Source organism: Nonomuraea sp. NPDC003201, from assembly GCF_053590415.1.
This window is the reverse complement of the sequence record NZ_JBSFTC010000092.1, coordinates 17,980-36,547: the sequence shown is the minus strand read 5'-3', so window position 1 is coordinate 36,547 and position 18,568 is coordinate 17,980. Positions and strand designations below refer to the sequence as shown.

At 71.9% G+C, this 18,568-nt stretch carries 16 protein-coding genes; 6 read left to right on the top strand and 10 right to left on the bottom strand.

Translation table 11 applies throughout. The features are described 5' to 3' along the window. The coding region (locus tag ACWDX9_RS28585; RefSeq protein ID WP_449959240.1) for an AAA family ATPase at positions 1-913 on the top strand (913 nt) is incomplete at its 5' end. Then, positions 913-3,747, top strand: coding sequence for a poly(A) polymerase (locus ACWDX9_RS28580; protein WP_449959246.1), 2,835 nt, complete (start codon positions 913-915; stop codon positions 3,745-3,747). The genes ACWDX9_RS28585 and ACWDX9_RS28580, both read left to right, overlap by 1 nt. A gap of 10 nt (positions 3,748-3,757) precedes the next feature. Here the strand turns inward: ACWDX9_RS28580 and ACWDX9_RS28575 are convergent, their stop codons facing one another. Beyond that, positions 3,758-4,786, bottom strand: coding sequence for a hypothetical protein (locus ACWDX9_RS28575; RefSeq protein ID WP_449959238.1), 1,029 nt, complete (start codon positions 4,784-4,786; stop codon positions 3,758-3,760). Between the two features lie 214 nt (positions 4,787-5,000). Here ACWDX9_RS28575 and ACWDX9_RS28570 point away from each other — a divergent pair, with 214 nt between their 5' ends. Continuing rightward, positions 5,001-8,255 (top strand): glycosyl hydrolase 2 galactose-binding domain-containing protein, encoded by a 3,255-nt coding sequence (locus tag ACWDX9_RS28570; protein ID WP_449959236.1) that lies wholly within the window; start codon positions 5,001-5,003, stop codon positions 8,253-8,255. Positions 8,256-8,257: 2 nt separating this feature from the next. Here the strand turns inward: ACWDX9_RS28570 and ACWDX9_RS28565 are convergent, their stop codons facing one another. Beyond that, positions 8,258-9,046, bottom strand: a complete 789-nt coding sequence (locus tag ACWDX9_RS28565) for a helix-turn-helix domain-containing protein (RefSeq protein WP_355212710.1) — start codon at positions 9,044-9,046, stop codon at positions 8,258-8,260. Positions 9,047-9,161: 115 nt separating this feature from the next. On the opposite strand from ACWDX9_RS28565, the gene ACWDX9_RS28560 reads away from it, so the two are divergent. Next, a complete protein-coding gene (locus tag ACWDX9_RS28560) occupies positions 9,162-10,175 on the top strand; it encodes a zinc-dependent alcohol dehydrogenase family protein (protein ID WP_449959233.1) in 1,014 nt (337 codons plus the stop codon). 9 nt (positions 10,176-10,184) lie between these two features. Here ACWDX9_RS28560 and ACWDX9_RS28555 read toward each other — a convergent pair whose 3' ends face one another. Together ACWDX9_RS28555 and ACWDX9_RS28550 are read right to left on the bottom strand one after the other, a co-directional pair. After that, positions 10,185-10,649, bottom strand: coding sequence for a pyridoxamine 5'-phosphate oxidase family protein (locus ACWDX9_RS28555; RefSeq protein WP_449959231.1), 465 nt, complete (start codon positions 10,647-10,649; stop codon positions 10,185-10,187). Next, positions 10,646-12,043: an MFS transporter gene (locus ACWDX9_RS28550; protein WP_449959229.1), complete on the bottom strand. Its 1,398-nt coding sequence runs from the start codon at positions 12,041-12,043 to the stop codon at positions 10,646-10,648. Before ACWDX9_RS28550 ends, ACWDX9_RS28555 begins: the two co-directional genes overlap by 4 nt. A gap of 106 nt (positions 12,044-12,149) precedes the next feature. Between ACWDX9_RS28550 and ACWDX9_RS28545 the strand changes: the two genes are divergently transcribed. Next, a complete protein-coding gene (locus tag ACWDX9_RS28545) occupies positions 12,150-12,557 on the top strand; it encodes a winged helix-turn-helix transcriptional regulator (RefSeq protein ID WP_449959227.1) in 408 nt (135 codons plus the stop codon). Positions 12,558-12,571: 14 nt separating this feature from the next. Here the strand turns inward: ACWDX9_RS28545 and ACWDX9_RS28540 are convergent, their stop codons facing one another. Continuing rightward, positions 12,572-13,066, bottom strand: a complete 495-nt coding sequence (locus tag ACWDX9_RS28540; RefSeq protein ID WP_364252259.1) for a MarR family winged helix-turn-helix transcriptional regulator — start codon at positions 13,064-13,066, stop codon at positions 12,572-12,574. A 77-nt stretch (positions 13,067-13,143) separates the two neighbouring features. On the opposite strand from ACWDX9_RS28540, the gene ACWDX9_RS28535 reads away from it, so the two are divergent. Next, positions 13,144-13,971: an aldo/keto reductase gene (locus tag ACWDX9_RS28535; RefSeq protein ID WP_449959224.1), complete on the top strand. Its 828-nt coding sequence runs from the start codon at positions 13,144-13,146 to the stop codon at positions 13,969-13,971. 3 nt (positions 13,972-13,974) lie between these two features. Here the strand turns inward: ACWDX9_RS28535 and ACWDX9_RS28530 are convergent, their stop codons facing one another. The 5 genes from ACWDX9_RS28530 to ACWDX9_RS28510 all read right to left on the bottom strand — a co-directional run bounded on the left by ACWDX9_RS28530 (position 13,975) and on the right by ACWDX9_RS28510 (position 17,312). Continuing rightward, positions 13,975-14,220: an Lrp/AsnC ligand binding domain-containing protein gene (locus ACWDX9_RS28530; protein WP_449959244.1), complete on the bottom strand. Its 246-nt coding sequence runs from the start codon at positions 14,218-14,220 to the stop codon at positions 13,975-13,977. 46 nt (positions 14,221-14,266) lie between these two features. Continuing rightward, positions 14,267-14,878, bottom strand: a complete 612-nt coding sequence (locus ACWDX9_RS28525; protein WP_449959222.1) for a TetR/AcrR family transcriptional regulator — start codon at positions 14,876-14,878, stop codon at positions 14,267-14,269. Then, positions 14,875-15,306 (bottom strand): hypothetical protein, encoded by a 432-nt coding sequence (locus ACWDX9_RS28520; protein ID WP_449959220.1) that lies wholly within the window; start codon positions 15,304-15,306, stop codon positions 14,875-14,877. Before ACWDX9_RS28520 ends, ACWDX9_RS28525 begins: the two co-directional genes overlap by 4 nt. A 141-nt stretch (positions 15,307-15,447) precedes the next feature. After that, the gene (locus ACWDX9_RS28515) at positions 15,448-15,612 is read right to left on the bottom strand and encodes a hypothetical protein (protein WP_355212684.1); all 165 of its coding nucleotides are present in this window, start codon (positions 15,610-15,612) and stop codon (positions 15,448-15,450) included. 191 nt (positions 15,613-15,803) lie between these two features. Continuing rightward, positions 15,804-17,312, bottom strand: a complete 1,509-nt coding sequence (locus tag ACWDX9_RS28510) for an AMP-binding protein (RefSeq protein ID WP_449959218.1) — start codon at positions 17,310-17,312, stop codon at positions 15,804-15,806. Positions 17,313-18,568: the final 1,256 nt, after the last annotated feature.

Genomic DNA, 18,568 nt, shown 5'->3' with positions numbered 1-18,568 from the left:
GTTGGCGGCGCGGCTGGCGGGGCCGCTGGGCATGCGGTCGGCGCGGCGGGTCGCGGACCTGGTCGGGCTGCACGGTGCGCTGCACCGCCCGTACCCGGACGAGGAGCGGCGGGCCGGGCTGGGGCGCATGGCGTTGGCCGCCGACCTGGGCGTGCTGCACGCCGTCGCGGCGTCCGTGCCTGCCGGGCGCGCGGGCGACGAGCGCGACCAGGCCCGCGAGCAGGTCGAATGGTCGGCCCTGCACGCCGAGGACGCCGGGCTGCTCGGCCCGGAGCCGCTGGAGCCGTTCCGCGCCGGCCTGCGCGAGGCCCTGGCCGGACTCGGCGCGGAGGCGGCCGATCGGTGCTGGGCGGAGGCCCGCGACTCCTGGGCCAGGGGACGGATCTCGACGGTCGAGGAGGCCGTGGCGGCGACCTGGCGGTGGCGGTCCAGGCCGTTCCCCAGGCTGGTGCAGCTGGTCGGGCCGTCGGGCAGCGGGAAGAGCACGTTCGCGGCGGCCCTTTCGGGGATCGACGCGTACCTGTCGCTGGACGACCTGCGCCAGGCCCGGGGCTCGCGGGCGGACCAGCGGGCCAACCGGGAGGTGCTGGGCGAGGGGCTCGACCGGCTCGACGCCGCCCTGGCCGCCGGCGGCACCGTGGTGTGGGACGCCACCTCGCTCAACCAGCACCAGCGTTCCCTCGTCCACGCCGTGGCGCGCCGCCGCGACGCGCTGACCACGCACGCGGTCGTGCTGGTGGAGGAGGACGAGCTGCACCGGCGCAACGCCCGCCGCGCCCATCCGGTGCCCGCGCACGTGCTGGCCGCGCAGGCGCGCCGGTTCGTCCCGCCGTATCCCGGGCAGGCCCACCGCGCCTGGTACGTCGGGGCGCGCGGCACCATCGACGACGTGGACGGGACCTTGGGGGCGTGATGCGTACCAGTGAGGAGATCTACCACCGGATCCGCTGGGACCCGCGGTTCGACCCGTCCCGGTTCGTCCTGGGGGTCGGGCAGCGCAACGCCGCCCCCAAGCGCGTCGCGCTGCCCGCCTTCACCCCGGGAGGCGACATCCCGTGGCACCGGGTGCTGTTCGTCGAGGCGGACGGCGAGCTGGTCTGGGACCGCGCCACGGGCCTGGACCGCGTCGACACCTGCGAGGCCGGCCGGGCACGCGACCCGCGCCGCCTGCGGCCGCCGTTCTTCACGGCCAGGACCCCGCACGCCTGGGATCCGGTGGACGGATGGCGCCCGGCCATCGGACGCGGGCGCGCCGGGCATCCGGCTCCGCGCGTGCTGACGTGGAACACGCTGTGGGACCGCTACGACAGCGATCTCCTCGACACGGCCCGGCGCCGTCGCCTGCTCCTCGCGGCCCTCGAAGCGGCCGACGCCGACGTCATCGCCCTGCAGGAGGTCGAGCCCGAGCTGGTGTCGATGCTGCTGGCCGCCCCCTGGGTACGCGCCGGTTACACCCTCGGCACCGATCCGTACGGCCCGGACGTCGACGACAGCGGCCTGCTGCTGCTCAGCCGGCTGCCCGTACGGGAGGCGGCCCGGCACGAGCTCGGCCCGCACAAGTCGGTGGCGGCCATCGCCGTGGACACCGCCGCCGGCGTCCTCGTCGTCGCCGCCACCCACCTGACCAGCGACCACTCCGGCGACGGCGCGGCCAGGCGGCGGGCCGAGCTGGCCAGGATCGCCGAGGGGCTGGCCGGCGTGGACGGCGACCTGATCCTGCTGGGCGACTTCAACGACGGCACCGACACCCCCGCGTCCGCGCTCGGCCTGCGCGACGCCTGGACGGAGGCGCACGGACCCGACCAGACCCCCACCTTCGACCCGGACGCCAACCCGCTGGCGGCGCTCGCCTCCCTGTCCGGCCGGGCCTCGCGCCTGGACCGGATCCTGCTGCGCGGCCGGCCCCGGGTGGTCTCGGCGGCCCTGCGCGGCGACACGCCCACCCCCGACGGGCTGTACGTCTCGGACCACTATGGGGTGCAGGCGGTCCTGGACCTCGAGGGTGCGGAGCCCGGCGGGGTGCTCGACGTGCCGCCGACGGCGCGGACGGCGGTGGCGTGGATACCGCCGCGGGAGCTGTGGCCGCCGATCCAGGCCGTCCGCCGCGCGCACGATCCGCAGATCGACCGCTGGCCGCCGCACGTCAACCTGCTCTTCGGCTTCGTGCCGGAGTCGGAGTTCGAGGCGGCGGCGTCCCTGGTGGCCGCGGCCGCCGCCGAGGTCGCGCCGTTCACCGCCAGGCTGGAAGGGGTGCGTACGTTCCGGCATCGCGACCACTCGACGGCCTGGCTCGACCCCGCCGCCGGCGACCCGGCGCCCTGGGCCCGCCTGCGCCGCGCGCTCGAACGGCGCTTCCCCCGCTGCGAGGGACGCCCCGAGGGCTTCACCCCGCACCTGACGCTCGGCCGTACGGACGACCCGATCCGGCTGGCGGGGATGACGGCGGAGGTGGGAGAGCTGGTGCTGCTGTCGCGCCGCGCGGACGAGCCCATGCGCCCCCGAGCGCGGGTCGCCCTGGGCACGGGCGAGATCCGCTGGATCGCCGAGCCCGCGACCGGCGGCAAGGAACAGCACGACGCCTCGGCCGATCGGGCGACCAGCGGAAAGGAACAGCGCGACACCTCAGCCGGCCGAAAGGAGCAGCCCGACGACTCGGCCGATCGGGTGGCCCGGCGGCTGGCGGAGGCGCTGCGGCCGGGTGTCGTGTCCGTCGCCGGGTCCCGGCGCATGGGCTGCGAACTCCCTGGCGCGGACCTGGACCTGGTGGCCGCGCTCCCCGGCGCACCGGACATGGCCGAGGTCGAGGCCCGGGTGCGGGCCGCGCTGCCCGACCTCGACCGGCTGCGCCAGGTGATCGGCGCGCGGGTGCCGGGCCTGCGGTTCCGTACGGACGAGCTGGAGGTGGACCTGACCGTGGTCCCCACCGGATCGCTGCCCCCCGAGCAGGCGCCGGCCCGCCGCGCCGAACTGGGCGAGGCGGCCGCGATCGCCTTGAGCGCGGTCAGCGACGCGGACGCGATCCGCGCCGCCGTCGGCGGGCAGCACGCCCGTTTCGCCCTGCTCGCCCGGCGGGTGAAGGCGTGGGCGCGGGCACGCGGCCTGGACTCGGCCCCGTTCGGCGGGCTGCCCGGCCTGGCCTGGACGGTCATGGCCGCGCACACCGTACGGGAGGGCGGCGACCTGCCCGCCGACGACCTGCTGAACCTCTTCTTCAGTACGTGGGCCGCCTGGGACTGGCGAGACCCGATCGCCCTCGGCCCCGCCTCGCCCCAACCGGCCCCGATCGCGGTGATGACGCCCAGCGCCCCCGTACGCAACTGCGCCCGCCAGGTCACCCCCGGCGGCCTGGACCTGCTCACCCAGGAGCTCTACCAGGCATGGGAGCTCGTCGAGAGCGGCCGCTCCGCCGAACTGCCCGCACCGCCGCCCCTCCACCGGCGCCACGCGGCCTGGGCGGTCCTGACCGTGCGCTCGGACCGCCCTGAGGAGCTTGACGCGACGCTCGGCCGCGTCAGAGGGCGGATGCTGGACCTGCTCGCCGCCCTGGAAGAGGCCGGGTTGCGGGACGTCCACGCCTGGCCGCGCCCGTTCGAGACCGGTCCTCGATCGGCCCGCTACGCCATCGGGCTGGGCCGCACTCCCCCGCAGACCGCGCGGCTCGGCGAGATCACCGGCCGCTGGGTCAGGGGCCTGCCCGGTGTCACGGTCGAACGGGCCGAGTGCGGCGGCGTACCGACCCTGACCTGACGGACGCCGGTCAGGTGGAGGAGCGCCTGCGGTACGCCCAACCGCCCACCGCGGCCAGCGCCACGACGCCCACCGCCACCAGGGCGGCCACCAGCACGCCGGTGCCCCCGTCGGGACTGGCGAACTCGGTGGCGGCGGACTCGGTGGCGGCGGACTTGGCAGCGGCGGACCCGGCTGAAGTCGACCCGGCCGCAGTCGACTCGGCGATGGTGGGCTCGGCGGCGCCGGTGTGGCGGACCCGGGTGGGCGTGCCCAGGGCGGCGATCAGCTCCCGGGTGACCCCATTGCCGTCGTCACGCCGCAGCGGCCGGTCGCCGGCCGGCAGCGACGCGTTGCCCGAGCAGCTGGACGTGGTCAGCGCCTCGTCACGCCCGCCGGCGAACACCAGGTGGCGGCTGCCCGCGGCGAAGTCGTACCCGCAGGCCGGCCCTTCGCTACGGGTGGAGACCTGGAACCACTCCCGCGCCTGCCCCTTGTAGACGTGGTCGGCGCGCAGGACGGCGATGACGTGCCCTCCGCCGCTCTCATCCGGGCTCACGCCGACCCGAGTCACCGTGCCGGCGAACACGGCGACCGCGCTCTCCATCTGATCTTGCGGGCCCCGTTCCACGCACTTGCAGGCGGACGCCGTGCCGCCGGTGAACATGACCAGCCCTGCCACGAGCGCGAGCAGGGCGAGAACGCGTGATGTCATGCCCTCTTGACGTAAGGCGCCGAAGATCGGTTCGCGCAGCCTCAGTACCGGCCTCGGCAGTCCCGGCAGCCGGGCGGCAGCACCGGCCGGGCGTCGCTCCACCCCGCCCGCACGACGATCGAGGCGACCGCCTCGGCGGCCCGCCGGGTCGCGGACGTCGTCGACCGCGCGGGCCCCGGGCAGGGCGGCCGGCATGCGGTAGGCCGCCACCCGGGCGCCCGGGGTCGCCGGTACGTCCTTGACAAGCCAACCCCCGCTTCTCTGGTCGTAGCCGAGCGGGACGTGCCTCAGGAGCTCGGTCCTGAGCGCGGCCGCCTCTCGGGGAAACGCGAGCAGCTCCTCCAAGGTCGGCTGCCATCCTGGCGCCGGACTCAGAGACCTCTTCAGCGTGCGCACCGGATAGAAGCGCAGCTTGGGGTCGCACTCCCGTGCGGGACAGAGCTCCGGGCAGCCCGCGCGTCTCCACGCCGTAGGGTTCCCGCGAATTCTCCATTTACGGGATCCGGTTTATTTGTTAAGAAGGTTTATTAACGAATAGACCAGCCTAGAGAGGGACCCCATGGCGCGCTCTCGGCTCATCCTCATCCTGTTATCGGCCTGTGCCCTGCTGGTGAACGCCGCGGGCGTGGCCCTGCCCGCCTCCGCGCAGGCCGTACCGGCGACGACCGCCCTGACGGGATACAAGATCCAGTCCACGGCGAAGGTTTCCGACTCCGGGGCCGCGATCTCCACGCCCGGTTACGCGGCCACCGGCTGGTATCCGGTGGGCCCCCGCTCGACCGTGCTCGCCGGCCTGCTGCAGAACAACGTCTACCCGGACCCCTTCTACTCCACGAACATGCAGTCGATCCCGACCGCGGACTTCGACGTGCCGTGGTGGTACCGCTCCGACTTCACCCTCGGCGACGAGTCCGGATTACGGACCTTCCTCGACGTCAGCGGCGTGATCTCCAGCGCCGACGTGTGGGTGAACGGCACCCAGGTCGCCACCGCCGCCCAGGTGGCCGGGGCCTACACCCGCAACGAACGGGACGTCACCGCCCTGGTGCACCCGGGCGCCAACTCGGTGGCCTTCCGCATCAACCCGAACAACCCCGACAACCACCTCACGATCGGCTGGATCGACTGGGTGCAGCTGCCGCGCGACGACAACATGGGCATCTTCCGCGACGTCCTGATCCGGCGCAGCGCCGACGTCTCGCTGCGCGACGCGCATGTGATCACTAACCTTGCGGTGCCGGCGCTCGACCGCGCCGACCTCACCATCAAGGTCGACGTCCGCAACGGCACCGGCAGCGCCGTGAACGCCACCGTCAAGGGGACGATCGGCTCGCTCGAGTTCTCGCAGGACGTCGCGCTGGCCGCGAACCAGACCAAGCGGATCACGTTCAACCAGACATTGACCAACCCGCAGGTGTGGTGGCCGCACACGATGGGCGCCCAGCCGCTCTACGACCTGAACCTCACGGCGACGACCGGCGGCGTGGAGAGCGACACGCTGACCCAGCGCTTCGGCGTGCGCAAGGTGGAGTCGGGCAAGAACGCCAGCGGGCGCCGTTACTACAAGATCAACGGCAGGCCGATCCTCATCAGGGGCGGCGGCTGGTCTCCCGACATCTTCCTCCGCAAGAACCTGGGCTACCTGGAAGACAAGATCCGCTACGTCAAGGACCTCGGCCTCAACACGATCCGCGTAGAAGGCCACCTGGACACCGACGAGCTCTACGACCTGGCCGACAAGTACGGCATCCTGACCCTGCCCGGCTGGGAGTGCTGCGACAAGTGGGAAGGCTCCTTCAGCAGCTCCGACTATCCGATCGCCAAGGCGTCCATGCAGGCGGAGGCCACCCGGCTGCGCAACCACCCCAGCGTGATCTCGTTCCTGATCGGCTCGGACAACCCGCCGCCGGCCCAGAAGGAGACCAACTACCTCGACGCCCTCACCGCGGCCGAGTGGCAGCTCCCGATCGTGTCCGTGGCCTCCGACAAGTCCAGCCCGCAACTGGGCAACTCGGGCATGAAGATGCCCGGCCCGTACGACTGGGTGCCGCCGAGCTACTGGTACAACAAGCGCGAAGGCGGGGCGTTCGGCTTCAACTCCGAGACCGGCGCCGGCCCCGACGTCCCGACGCTCGACTCGCTCAAGCGGATGATGACCTCCGCGCAGATCGACTCGCTCTGGCAGAGCCCGAGCGCGACGCAGTATCACCGCTCGCCGTCGAGCACCTTCGACGACCTGACCATCTACCACAACGCCCTCAGAGGCAGGTACGGCGTGCCGTCCGGCCTGACGGACTACATGAAGAAGGCGCAGCTCGCCCAGTACGAGGCGGTCAGAGCGCAGTTCGAGGCCTACGGCCGCAACTTCACCGACTCGAGCAACCCGTCCACGGGCGTCATCTACTGGATGCTCAACAGCGGCTGGTCCTCGCTCCACTGGCAGCTCTTCGACTACTACCTGGACCAGGGCGGCTCCTACTGGGGCGCCCGCGAGGCCAACAAGCCGTTGCACGTGCAGTACTCGTACGACAACAAGTCCGTCGTCGTGGTCAACTCCGGCGTCTCGGCCGCCTCGGGCCTGACCGTCAAGACGGACGTGTTCAACATGGACGGGTCCGCCAAGTACAGCAACACGGCGACGGTCAGCGTCCCCGCCGACGGGGGCAAGGCCACCGCGGTGACCGTACCGGCTGTCAGCGGTCTCTCCACGACCTACCTGGTACGGCTGACGCTGCTGCGCGACGGCCAGGAGATCGACCGCAACGTCTACGCCCTGTCCACCTCGGACGACGTGATCGACTGGGCGAACAACGACTGGTACTACGTCCCGACCTCCCGCTACGCCAACCTGACCGGCCTCAACGGCCTGGCCCAGGCCCCCATCACGGCCACCGCCACCGCGCCCGCCGACGGCAGGGTCACCGTGACGATCAAGAACACCGGCACCGGCGCCGTCCCCGCCTTCATGCTGGACGCCGACGTGGTGGACGCGGCGGGCAAGCCCGTGCTGCCGATCCAGTGGTCGGACAACGCGATCAGCCTCTGGCCGGGGGAATCCAAGACCCTCACCGCCACGTACCGGGCCTCCGACCTGACCGGCTCGCCGAGCGTGCGGGTGTCCGGGTGGAACACCGCGACCCTCACCGTCCCGACCGGGCCGCCCGACACCCAGAGCCCGTCCGTGCCCGGCAACCTGCGCACCACCGGCAAGACCTCGTCCAGCGTCACGCTGGCCTGGGACGCCTCCACCGACAACGTCGGCGTCACCGGCTACGACGTCTACAACGGCACCGCCCTGGCCACGACGGTCACCGGCACCACCGCCACCGTCTCCGGCCTGGCGGCCGGCACGCCGTACACGTTCACGGTCAAGGCCCATGACGCGGCGGGCAACTCCTCAGCACCGTCGAACGCCGTCACCGAGACCACCGGCAGCGGCCCCGCCGTCTACCAGGCGGAGGACGCGACGATCTCGCAGGGCGTGGTGGAGTCCAACCACGCGGGCTACACCGGCACGGGGTTCGTGAACTACGACAACGTGACGGGCAGCTACGTGGAGTGGACGGTGAACGCCGCGACGGCCGGGCCGGTCACCCTGGAGCTCCGCTTCGCCAACGGCACCACGGCCAACCGGCCGATGTCCATCGCGGTCAACGGCACCTCGGTCACCCGCGACTTCACCGGCACCGGCGCCTGGACCACCTGGCAGACCGTCACCCTGACCGCCGACCTCGCCCAGGGGGTGAACAAGATCAGAGCCACCGCCACCACGTCGAACGGCGGCCCCAACGTCGACCGCCTCTCGGTGAGCTGACCTCACCGCTCGGCCCGGCGCCGGAGCAGTTCGGCGGTGGCCTGGTCGGCGGGCAGGAACGCCTCCAGGTGCAGCTCGGCGAGCGTGACGTCGGTCGCGGTCGCGAACGAGGTCAGCGTGGTGATCAGGCGTAGCTCCCCGTCCGCCGAGGCCAGCCTCATGGGGACGGAGAAACCGAGATGCTCGGGCCCGACCGGCGCCTGGGGGACGTATCCGGCCAGTTCGGCGGCGAAGTCCTCCAGGCGCGGGTCCGGGCTCCGGCGGGCTCGGGCACGGAGGTTCTCGATGATGTGCCGGCCCCATTCGCCCAGGTTGCGCACCCTGGGGGCCATCCCGTCCGGATGGAGCATGAGCCGCAGCATGTTGACCGGCGGTTCGAGCAGCTCGGGCGCCGCGCCCTCGGTGAACACCTCGACGGCGTCGTTCGCCGCCACCACCCGGCCGTACGGCGCGATGACGAGGGCCGGATACGGCAGGTGACCGTACAGGATCTGTTCGAGCGCGGCGCGGACCGGCCGCAGCGCCGACTCCTCCAGGCCCGACTCGGCGAACACCGGCGCGTAGCCGGCCGCCGTGAGCAGGTCGTTGCGCTCCCGCAGCGACAGCCCGAGCGACTCGGCCAGCCGGATCACGATCGCGCGCCCCGGCCGGGAGCGGCCGCTCTCGATGAAGCTCAGATGGCGCTGGGTCGTGCCGGCCAGCGTGGCCAGTTCGAGCTGGCTGACCCGGCGAAGCCCGCGCCAGCGTCTCAGCTCCGTGCCGACGCCGTTCTCCATGGTTGTGCTGCTCACCGCTCTGTTCTATCCGGTCGCCGTGCGGGCCCGCGATTCCCCCCGGGGAATTGCCGGCCGCCCTGGCCGCCCCGCACGATCGTGCCCACTCATGCGGAACCGGAAAGGACATCAGATGAAGAGCTACCGCCTCGTACCCGGACGCGGCCTCGACGGGCTGACGCTGCACGACCGCGACGAGCCCGAACCCGGGCGCGGGCAGGTCGTGGTCAGGATCCGCGCGAACTCCCTCGGGTTCCGCGACCTGCGCGTGCTGTCCGGAGACTATCCGCTGCCGGTCACCCCCGGCGTGGTGCCCGGCTGCGAGGGAGTGGGCGAGGTCGTGGCGGTCGGCGCGGAGGTCACCCGGGTCAGGCCGGGTGACCGGGTGGCGGCCACCGTCTTCCCGCGCTGGCTGGACGGCCCGTTCCGGCGCGAGGACGCCGCCCAGCTCGGCACCATGATCGACGGCGTGCTGACCGAGTACGCGCTGCTGAGCGAGGACGGCGTCGTGCCCATCCCCGAGCACCTGTCGTACGAGGAGGCCGCGGCGCTGCCGCTGGCGGCGGTGACCGCGTGGAACTCCCTGACCTCCGGCGGCGCCCCGCACGCCGGCACGACCGTGCTGACGCTCGGGTCGGGCGCCGTGTCGCTGTTCGTGCTGCTCTTCGCCAAGCTGGCCGGGGCCAGAGTGATCGTGACCACGTCCGGCCCCGCCAAGGCCGAGCGGCTGAGGGCTCTCGGAGCGGACGAGGTGATCAACTACCGGGAGAACCCGGCCTGGTGGAAGGAGGTGCACGCGCTGACCGACGGCCGGGGAGCCGATCGCGTCGTCGACGCGACGGGGCCGCTGGAGCAGTCGCTGCGGTCCGTCGCGGCCGGCGGCGAGGTCGCCTTCGTCGGCTACTGGCTCTCCGGCGCCGAAGGAGCCGCACCCGTCGACCCCGCCACCCTGTTCATGGCCGGTTCGGTGCTGCGCCGGATCGCCACCGGCAGCCGGGCCCACTTCCTCGAGCTGAACCGGGCCGTCGAGGCGCACCGGCTGCGCCCGGTGATCGACCGGGTGTTCCCCTTCGAGCAGGTGCCCGACGCCTTCGCCTACTGCGGGTCAGGCGGCGGCTTCGGCAAGGTGATCGTCAGCCACGCCTGACCCGTTCGCTCAGCCGGCCGTCCAGATGCGGCTGCGCAGGTCCATGCCGCGGATGACCTGGACGCGGAAGGGGTCGAGGCGCAGGACGTGCAGCTTGGGGTCGGCCGGCGAGCGCCAGAAACTGCCCAGGTCGTACCCTGCGCCCCGGGGGCTGGTGGCGCGGTAGAGGTCCCACACGCGCCGCCGCACGTCCAGGTCGTCCACCCACGCGGCCACGGCGTCGACGGCGACCGAGTTGTTGCCGGGCTTCCAGTAGGAGAACGAGGTGTGCGGGTTGCCGGCCAGGTGGGCCGCCTTGACCGGGGTCCGGTAGGTGGCCAGCCAGCCCAGCGGCCGCCCGTCCGCGTTCTCCCAGATGGGGATGAGCACCCGGGTGCGCGGGCGGTTGCGGGCGTCCACGGTGACCATGGTGGCGTACACGGTGGCGCCGACAATGGCGTTGAACTCGGCCTCGATCTCCGCGAACGACGTCATCGCGCGGCTCCCTTCCGCAGGCCGAAAGCGCTGACCACGACAGCCAGGACCGCGGCGGCGATCGGCACGGCGAGCGCGGTGCGGTAGGCGCCGAGCAGGTCCCCCGCGTCCGCCACGGCCACGATCACCGTGGTGCTGGCCGCCAGCCCGAGCGCCGCGCCGAACTGGAAGGAGGTGTAGAGCAGCCCGCCGGCCAGGCCCTGCTCGCTCTCGTCCACGCCGTCGGTGGCGACGATGGTGAGCGGACCGTACGCGAGGGCGAACGCCACGCCCAGGATGATCATGGTGGGGAACATCGCGAGATAGACGGTGTCCATGCCGATGGGCAGGAACAACACGTACGAGACCACGGCGAACAGCAGCCCGGCCAGGATGACCCTCGCGTTGCCGAACCGGTTGACCAGCCGCGGGGTCAGGGTCGGGGCGAGGACGGCGTCCGCGCCGACCGCGAGCATGGCCAGGCTGGTCTGCAGCGAGGTCCAGCCGCGCACCTCCTGGAGATACAGAACGGCGATGAACTGGAAGCCGAAGAAGGCCCCGGAGAACAGCAGCCCCGCGAGGTTGGCGCGGACGAGCGGCGCGGAGCGGAAGATGCCCAGGCGCACCAGCGGCGCGGCGGAGCGGCGTTCGATCACGAGGAAGAGCGCGACCAGGGCCAGCCCGGTGACCAGCGCGCCGGCGGTCCACCCGGCGCCCACGTGCGCGGCGCGCTCGACGCCGAGCACCAGCAGCATGATGGCGGCGGTGATGGTCACCGCGCCCGCCACGTCCAGCCTGCGCTCCTGGGAACGTTCCATGGGACTGGCCGGGATCAGCGGCACCGCCAGGACCAGGATGATCAGGGCCAGCACCGCCGGCGCGAACAGCACCCAGCGCCAGTCCACGGCGGCGAGCAGGCCGCCGAGCACCAGCCCGAGGGAGAAACCGCCGGCGGCGGTGCCCGAGTACACCAGGAGCGCCTGGTTGCGCCGCGGCCCCTCCTCGAAACTCGTGGTGATGATGGACAACCCGGCGGGGGTCATGACCGCGGCGGCGACGCCCGCCACGAAACGGGCGGCGATGAGCACCCAGCCCTCACTGGCCAGCCCGCCCAGGGCGGAGACGACGAGGAAGACCGCCAGCCAGGCCAGGAACATCCGGCGGCGGCCGAACAGGTCGGCCGCCCGGCCGCCGACCAGCATGAACCCGCCGTAACCCAGGACGTAGGCGCTGATCACCCACTGCAGCTCACCCGTGGACAGGCCGAGGTCGGCCCGGATGGCGGGCAGGGCCACGTTGAGCATCGCGACGTTGATCCCCTCGAGGAAGATCGCGCCGCACAGGACGAACAGCATCCCCCAGGCCTTGGGGGTCATGCGCAACGACGGCGAAGAAGAGTGCGTGGTTGTGGACACAGGAACGACTCCTATGGTTATTTTTCGTAAGAAAGGAATCTTGCGTGACCATGGGGAAGCAATGGAAGACGGCACTTCAAAGGCACTCGGTTACTGCACGGGAACCATGGACGACCAGGTCATCCAGTGGGACACCCGGGCCGACTGCGACGTGCGGAAGATCCTCGACCGCGTCGCGGACAAGTGGTCGCTGCTGGTCATCGCCCTGCTCGACCGCCGTACGATGCGCTTCTCCGAGCTGCGCCGCGCCATCGACGGGGTCAGCCAGCGCATGCTCACCGTGACGCTGCGCCAGCTGGAGCGCGACGGGCTCGTGACCCGCACCGTCTATCCGGTGGTGCCGCCGCGGGTGGAGTACGAGCTGACCGCGCTCGGCTTCTCGCTGCACGAGGTGATCAAGTCGCTGGTCGTCTGGACCGAGGAGCACCAGCGGGAGATCTCCGACGCCCGCACCGCGTACGACGACCGGACCGCCGAGGAGGAGCGCCTGCTCCAAGCCCCCGCAGCGCGCTGATCCCCTGCGCTGATTTACGCCTCGGGGCCGAAGACCCCGGGATACGCCCCGCCCGGCTCGGGATCGAGCCCCTTCCACAGCGCCCGCAGGATGCCGTGCAGCTGGGCCACCTGCTCGCCGGTGAGCGGGTCGAACAGGCGCCTGCGCACCTCCTCCACGTGCGCGGGCGCCGCCTGCGCGAGTGCGGCGAAGCCGTCGTCGGTCAGCTCGGCCATGGTCACCCGCCGGTTGTCCGGGTGCGGTGACCGCCGCACCCAGCCGCGCTCCTCCAGCCGCGCCACCGCGTGGGACAGGCGGCTGAGCGAGGAGTAGACCTGCGCGGCCAGGTCGGTCATCGACATGCGCCGCTCTGGGACCTCCGAGAGCGTCGCCAGGATCATGTAGTACGTGTACGGCATCCCGGCGTCGTGCTGCAGCTGCCGGTCGAGGGCGTCGCCGAGCAACCGGGTCGTCCACAGATAGGCCCGCCAGGTCCCCTGCTCGTCGTCGTCGAGCCATCGTGTCTCCACGCCGCCCATCCTAGCTTGAACTCTCAACCTTCGAGGTGTAGCGTCCACACTTGAACGCTCAACCTTAGGGAGAAATCATGAAAATCGGCGACTTGGAAGTGGGCAGCATCGGTTTCGGCGCCATGCGGCTGTCGGCCGACGGCACGATCTGGGAGGCGCCCGCCGACCGGCAGGGCCCCCTGGCCGTCCTGCGCCGCGCGATCGAACTCGGCGTACGGCACATCGACACCTCCGACGCCTACGCGCTGGGCGCGAACGAGGAGCTCATCGCCGAAGCCCTGCACCCCTACGCCGACGACGTCGTGATCGCCACCAAGGGCGGCGTGACCCGGCCGAGCGTCGAGGAGTGGATCCCGCTGGGGCGCCCCGAGTACCTGCGCCAGCAGGCCGAGCTGAGCCTGCGCCGCCTGCGCCGCGACGTGGTCGACCTGTACTACCTGCACCGCGTCGACCCCCAGGTCCCGCTCGCCGATCAGGTCGGCGCCCTGGCGCAACTGCGGGAGGAGGGCAAGATCCGCCACATCGGCCTGTCGGAGGTGACGGTGGACCAGCTGGAGGAGGCGCGCGGGATCGCCCCCGTCGCCGCCGTCCAGAACCTCTACAACCTCACCGACCGCACCCACGAGAAGGTCGTGGACTTCGCCGGCGAGCACGGGATCGCGTTCGTCCCGTTCTTCCCGATCGCCGTCGGCGACCACGCCAAGGCGGGCGGCCCCGTGGCCACCGTGGCGGCCGAGATCGGGGCGACCCCGGCCCAGACCGCCCTGGCCTGGCTGCTGCGCCGCTCGCCGGCCATGTTCCCCATCCCCGGCACGACCTCCGTGGCGCACCTGGAGGAGAACGTCGCGGCGGCGGGTCTCACGCTGACCGACGAGCAGTTCGCCCGGCTGGACCAGGCGTCATAGGGCCTAGTGGGCCGGTTTGACGTTCTTCATCGTGAAGTGCGAGGTGACGTTCCTGATCCGCGGGATGGTCACGACGTACGTGCTGAGGAAGGTCTCGTAGGCGGCCAGGTCGGCGACGGCCACGCGGACGAAGTAGTCGGGGCTGCCGAACAGCCGCCGCAGCTCGATGACCTCCGGGGCCCGCGCCAGGGTCTGCTCGAAGCGCTCGACGGTCTCCGCGTCCTGGGCGTCGAGGGTGAGGTCGACCAGGACCTCGAACGACTGAGTCAGAGGGCGTTGAGCGCGCCCAAGGTCCTCACTGGGGACGGAGCCGCTGTCCGAAGCCCGTGACGATGGCGTCCAGCCCCGTGGTGAACCACCGTTCGTAGAAGTCGAGGGCGGCGGGGCCGGGCGGAGCAGCGGGGGCGTCGGAGCCGGGCGGCGTGCCCACCTGGGCGAGGGCGTGGCCGAGCACGTAGACGCCGACGGACTGGATGACGATCAGGGACTCGTCCTGCTCGATGCCGGCGGCGGTGAAGCGGTCGAGCACACCCGCCAGCAGCGGCACGGCGCTTTCGACGTCGACCGGATAGGTGGCCAGCAGCGGCACGGCGTGCGGGTGGTCGAGCAGCATGCGCCGGTACGCCACGGCGAACCGCGTCACCGCCTGCGCCCACGTCGGGCCGGGATCGAACCCGGCGAGCGCGGTGGCGAACAGGCGATTGACGATCGCGGCCAGAATGGCGTCGCGGTTGGGCACATGCCGGTACAGCGACATCGCGGCCACCCCGAGGCGGGCGCCGATGCCCCGCATGGTCACCGCGTCCAGGCCCTCCTCGTCGAGGAGGGCGATGGCCGCGGTGACGATCTGCTCGGTGGTCAGCTGGGGCGGCCGCCCGCCCCGGCCGCGTTGTGGCTTGGTGCTCATGCGCCCAGTGTGACAGCCAGCGTGGTGCCGAGCATGACCAGACTGAGCAGTCCGACGATCATGTGCTGGACATCGGGGACGACCGCGTGCCCGGCCGCAGGCAGGATCTTGAGGGTGCGGGCGTAGTCGCGCTCGTAGACCTGCCGCTGGGCGGCGGAGCTCAGCCCGAAGTACGGCAGCCACCAATTGGCCAGGTGCCCGGCCAGGATCAGCCCGCATAACGCCGACGCGGCGATCAGCGACCATGGCTGGCGCAGGGCGATGCCGGCGGCGATGAGCAGCGGGAACGGGTAGTTGATCGACGCGGCGAGCAGCCGTGGCCGCAGGTTGCCGGTCTTCAGGTCGTTGAGCGGGAACATCGGCACCCACTCGGTCAGGGCCAGCCAGGCCAGCCAGAGGAGAGGGAGCGCGATGGCGATCGTGGTCACGGAGACCTCCCGGATCGGAGTTTGTGTACCACGTAAGCTTACGTCGTACACAAACTCCGCGCAACCCGGGGCCGGAGAACGGGATCGCCCCGCGAGGCGCGGCCTCGCGGGGCGACGGATGCCGGTGCGGCGGCAGACCTCCTACCCGTCGTCGTCATCCGGAGGAACCGGGGCGGGCGGGATCGCGGCCGGGGCCTGCGCCACCGTGGCGGCGGCGGCCGTACCGGTCGATGGGGCGGAGAGCGAGACCGAACCGATGAGCGCGGACGCCACCAGGGTGGCGGCGACGAGCAGGCGTTCGAGCATCAGAGATCACTCCGTGAGGTGATGAGCGGCCCGGCTGATGCGGGCTGACGGAGCGTCGACATGGGGCTCCCGGGAAGCGCCAATACGGCGCATGAAGCACTCCCCACGCTAGCGGGAGCCGCCCGCGGCGTCTCCCGGCAGGAGGCAAAGCCTTCCCCAGGCCCGAGTCCTCCCCGGCCCCCGAGGACGCCTCAGGGCGTCTCCTCGAGGAACCGTACGAGGTCCTTGCGCTCGTTCTTGCCGTTGAGGGTGAGGGGGAAGAAGGGCAGGACGCGGCAGATCGCGGGCACCTTCGCGGCCTCCAGGCGGTGCGCCAGCTCGCGCAGGACGACGTGAGGGGCGAGGTCGCCCTCGACGATGATCGCGAGATCGTGCCGCTCGCCGGGAGGCACGACCGCGGCGGCCCGGACGCCCGGGATGTCCATCGCGGCGGCCTCGATCTCGATGGTGCTCATCCGGGTGCCCTTGCGCTTGAACATGTCGTCGCGCCGCCCCTCGAAGTAGAGGTAGCCGTCCTCGTCGAGGAAACCGTAGTCGCCGGTGTGCAGGCGGGTCTCGCCGGTGGCCGCGTCGCGGCGGTAGACGCGGGCGGTCAGTTCGGGGGCGCGCCAGTATCCCGCCATCACGTTGGGCCCGGCCACCACGATCTCCCCGGTCTCACCGGCGGGCAGCGGCGAGCCGTCGTCGCCGAGGATCAGCACGCGGGTGCCGGGCAGGGGGCGGCCGACCGAGTCGGGGCGTTCCCGCTCCAGCTCCGGCGCCATGATGGTGACCCGTTTGCACTCGGTGACCCCGTACATCCGCACCACCCGGGCACCGGGGAAGCACTCGCGCAGGCCCTCGATGGTCGAGGCCGGCAGCGCGGCGCCGGTGCTGGTGAACATCCGCACGGTGGGCACGGAGCCGGGGGCCCGCCTGCCCAGGGTCGTGAGCATGGCGCCCAGCGAGGGCACCATCGGCACGACGGTCGCGCCGCACTCCTGCAGCTGGCTCAGCAGCGCCAGGTCGGACCCTTCACCGGCCAGCACCAGCTCCGCGTGCCCGAGGGCGGACAGGAAGATCTGGTAGAGGCCGTAGTCGAAGGACATCGGCGACCGGCAGAAGACGACGTCCCCCGGACGGTAGCCGAGCACGGCGTTGATGGCCGACGCCGCGAACGTCACCTGCGCGTGCGGGCCCACCACCGCCTTGGGCGCCGCCGTGCTGCCGGAGGTGTACATCAGGACCGCGACGTCCTGCGGCCGGACCTCGGCCGGCCCGCCCGGGACGGGACGTCCGGCGAACGCCTCCACTTCCCTCCAGAGCTCGTCGATCCCGTGGACGGGCACGTCGGCGGTCTCCCGCAGTGCCTCGCCGGCCCCGATGACCAGCTTGGGCTCGGAGTCCTCCATGACGGACCGCAGGTGGTACGCCTTCATCCCGGGGTTCAGGGGCACGAAGACGACACCGTGCCGCGACGCGCCGTAGAGGATGGGGACGGTCTCGCGCAGGTTGGGCAGCTGCACGATGATCCGGTCGCCGGGTTCGACGCCCGTGGCCGCCAGCCAGGCGGCGAAAGCGCGGCTGAGCTCGACGACCCGCCGGTAGCTCCAGCCGCCGCGGGCGTCGCGCACCGCGATCCCGTCCGGATTCATGGCGGCCGCCTCGTCCAGCAGTTCGTGAATGAGCCGCGGCCGCGGAGAATACGCCGTGGAAATCAACCCGTTCAATATGTGCCTCCAGCCCCGAGCCGGGGAAAGGAAATTCTCCGGCAGCCGGGACGCATGCGCGTGCAACCGGAAGCCGGCCAGGCCGATTCCGAAGCTACGCCGGGGCCCCGGCGAGCTGACCCCCTATGCCACCCCTATCTAGGGGTCCTGGGGCCGCGTAGGCCCCCAGCGGCGGCGGATCCCGCCGGCCCTCCCGGCCCGCGACCAGGACGGCCAACTCACGCCATAGATGATCTTGGAATTCTGTGCAATGTTCACAACCTCGGGGGCAGGAGGACTGTTCACCTGCGAGGGTTTCCGGAGATTCCAGATGCGACAACGTCGCAGGAGGAGCGGTTGCGGCGGATTACCGCCGTCCTATTTGGTACGTTCCAGAAAACGGCCGCCCGAAAAGAGATGGGCTTCATCGCCCCAGTTGAGCACCGTTGCGGCGGAGAATCATGCGGCCCTCGGTTTACGGCTATTGGCATTCCGGACTACAGTGATCCACGCCTGTCCGGGGCGGTGCCGTCAAGGCGGCCTTTCCTTGACTCGGACCGGCGCACAACATTACCGTGACGGTTTGGCGCCCGTTTGCGATTCGGTCGGGGTGCAAGGTCTGCCGGACGGTGTGTTTTCGCAGCACACCGGCTACGCAAGCCGCTGATACGCATGATGGAGACGTGGCCGCACATGTTACAGGAATTCACGGGCGCAGGCGAGAGCGCGAAAGGCGTTGTCGCACTCAATCTTTATCGGATTGTCAGTGAAATCGCGGTGAACCACGGGAAACCCGTCCCCGCGTCGCCGGCCCCGTTTTCCCTGCCGGGCGGCCGCGCCGCCGGATGGCGTTCTGCCGCCCGGTCGTAGCGTGGCCGCGGGTCATCGACTTCAAAGGGGGCAGGGAATCCTTTCCGTTCTCAACCATGGCGACCGCCCGCCGGTGGACGCCGTCCAGCTACCGGACCACCGCCCCGGCTCGGCCGCCGGCGGTGGCGGCCTTGTCGTGCGCGCCGACCGCTTCCCGGAAGCGGCGGACCGCACGCCGGGCGGCTCCCGCCCCGGCGGGGGTCCGGCCGTATCCCGCGACTCGAGCGCGGGCACCATGTCGCGCCTCGGACGTCCGTCACCCGGACCCGGCGGGCGGATCCTGACAGGCTCCGCCCGCGCTTCGAGCTGCGCGAATGTCGAGTCGTCCCGGTCCGGGGCCGGCTCACGCGAGGACCTGCGGTCGTGGCTCGGCAGACCGCCGTCACCCGCCGCCACGC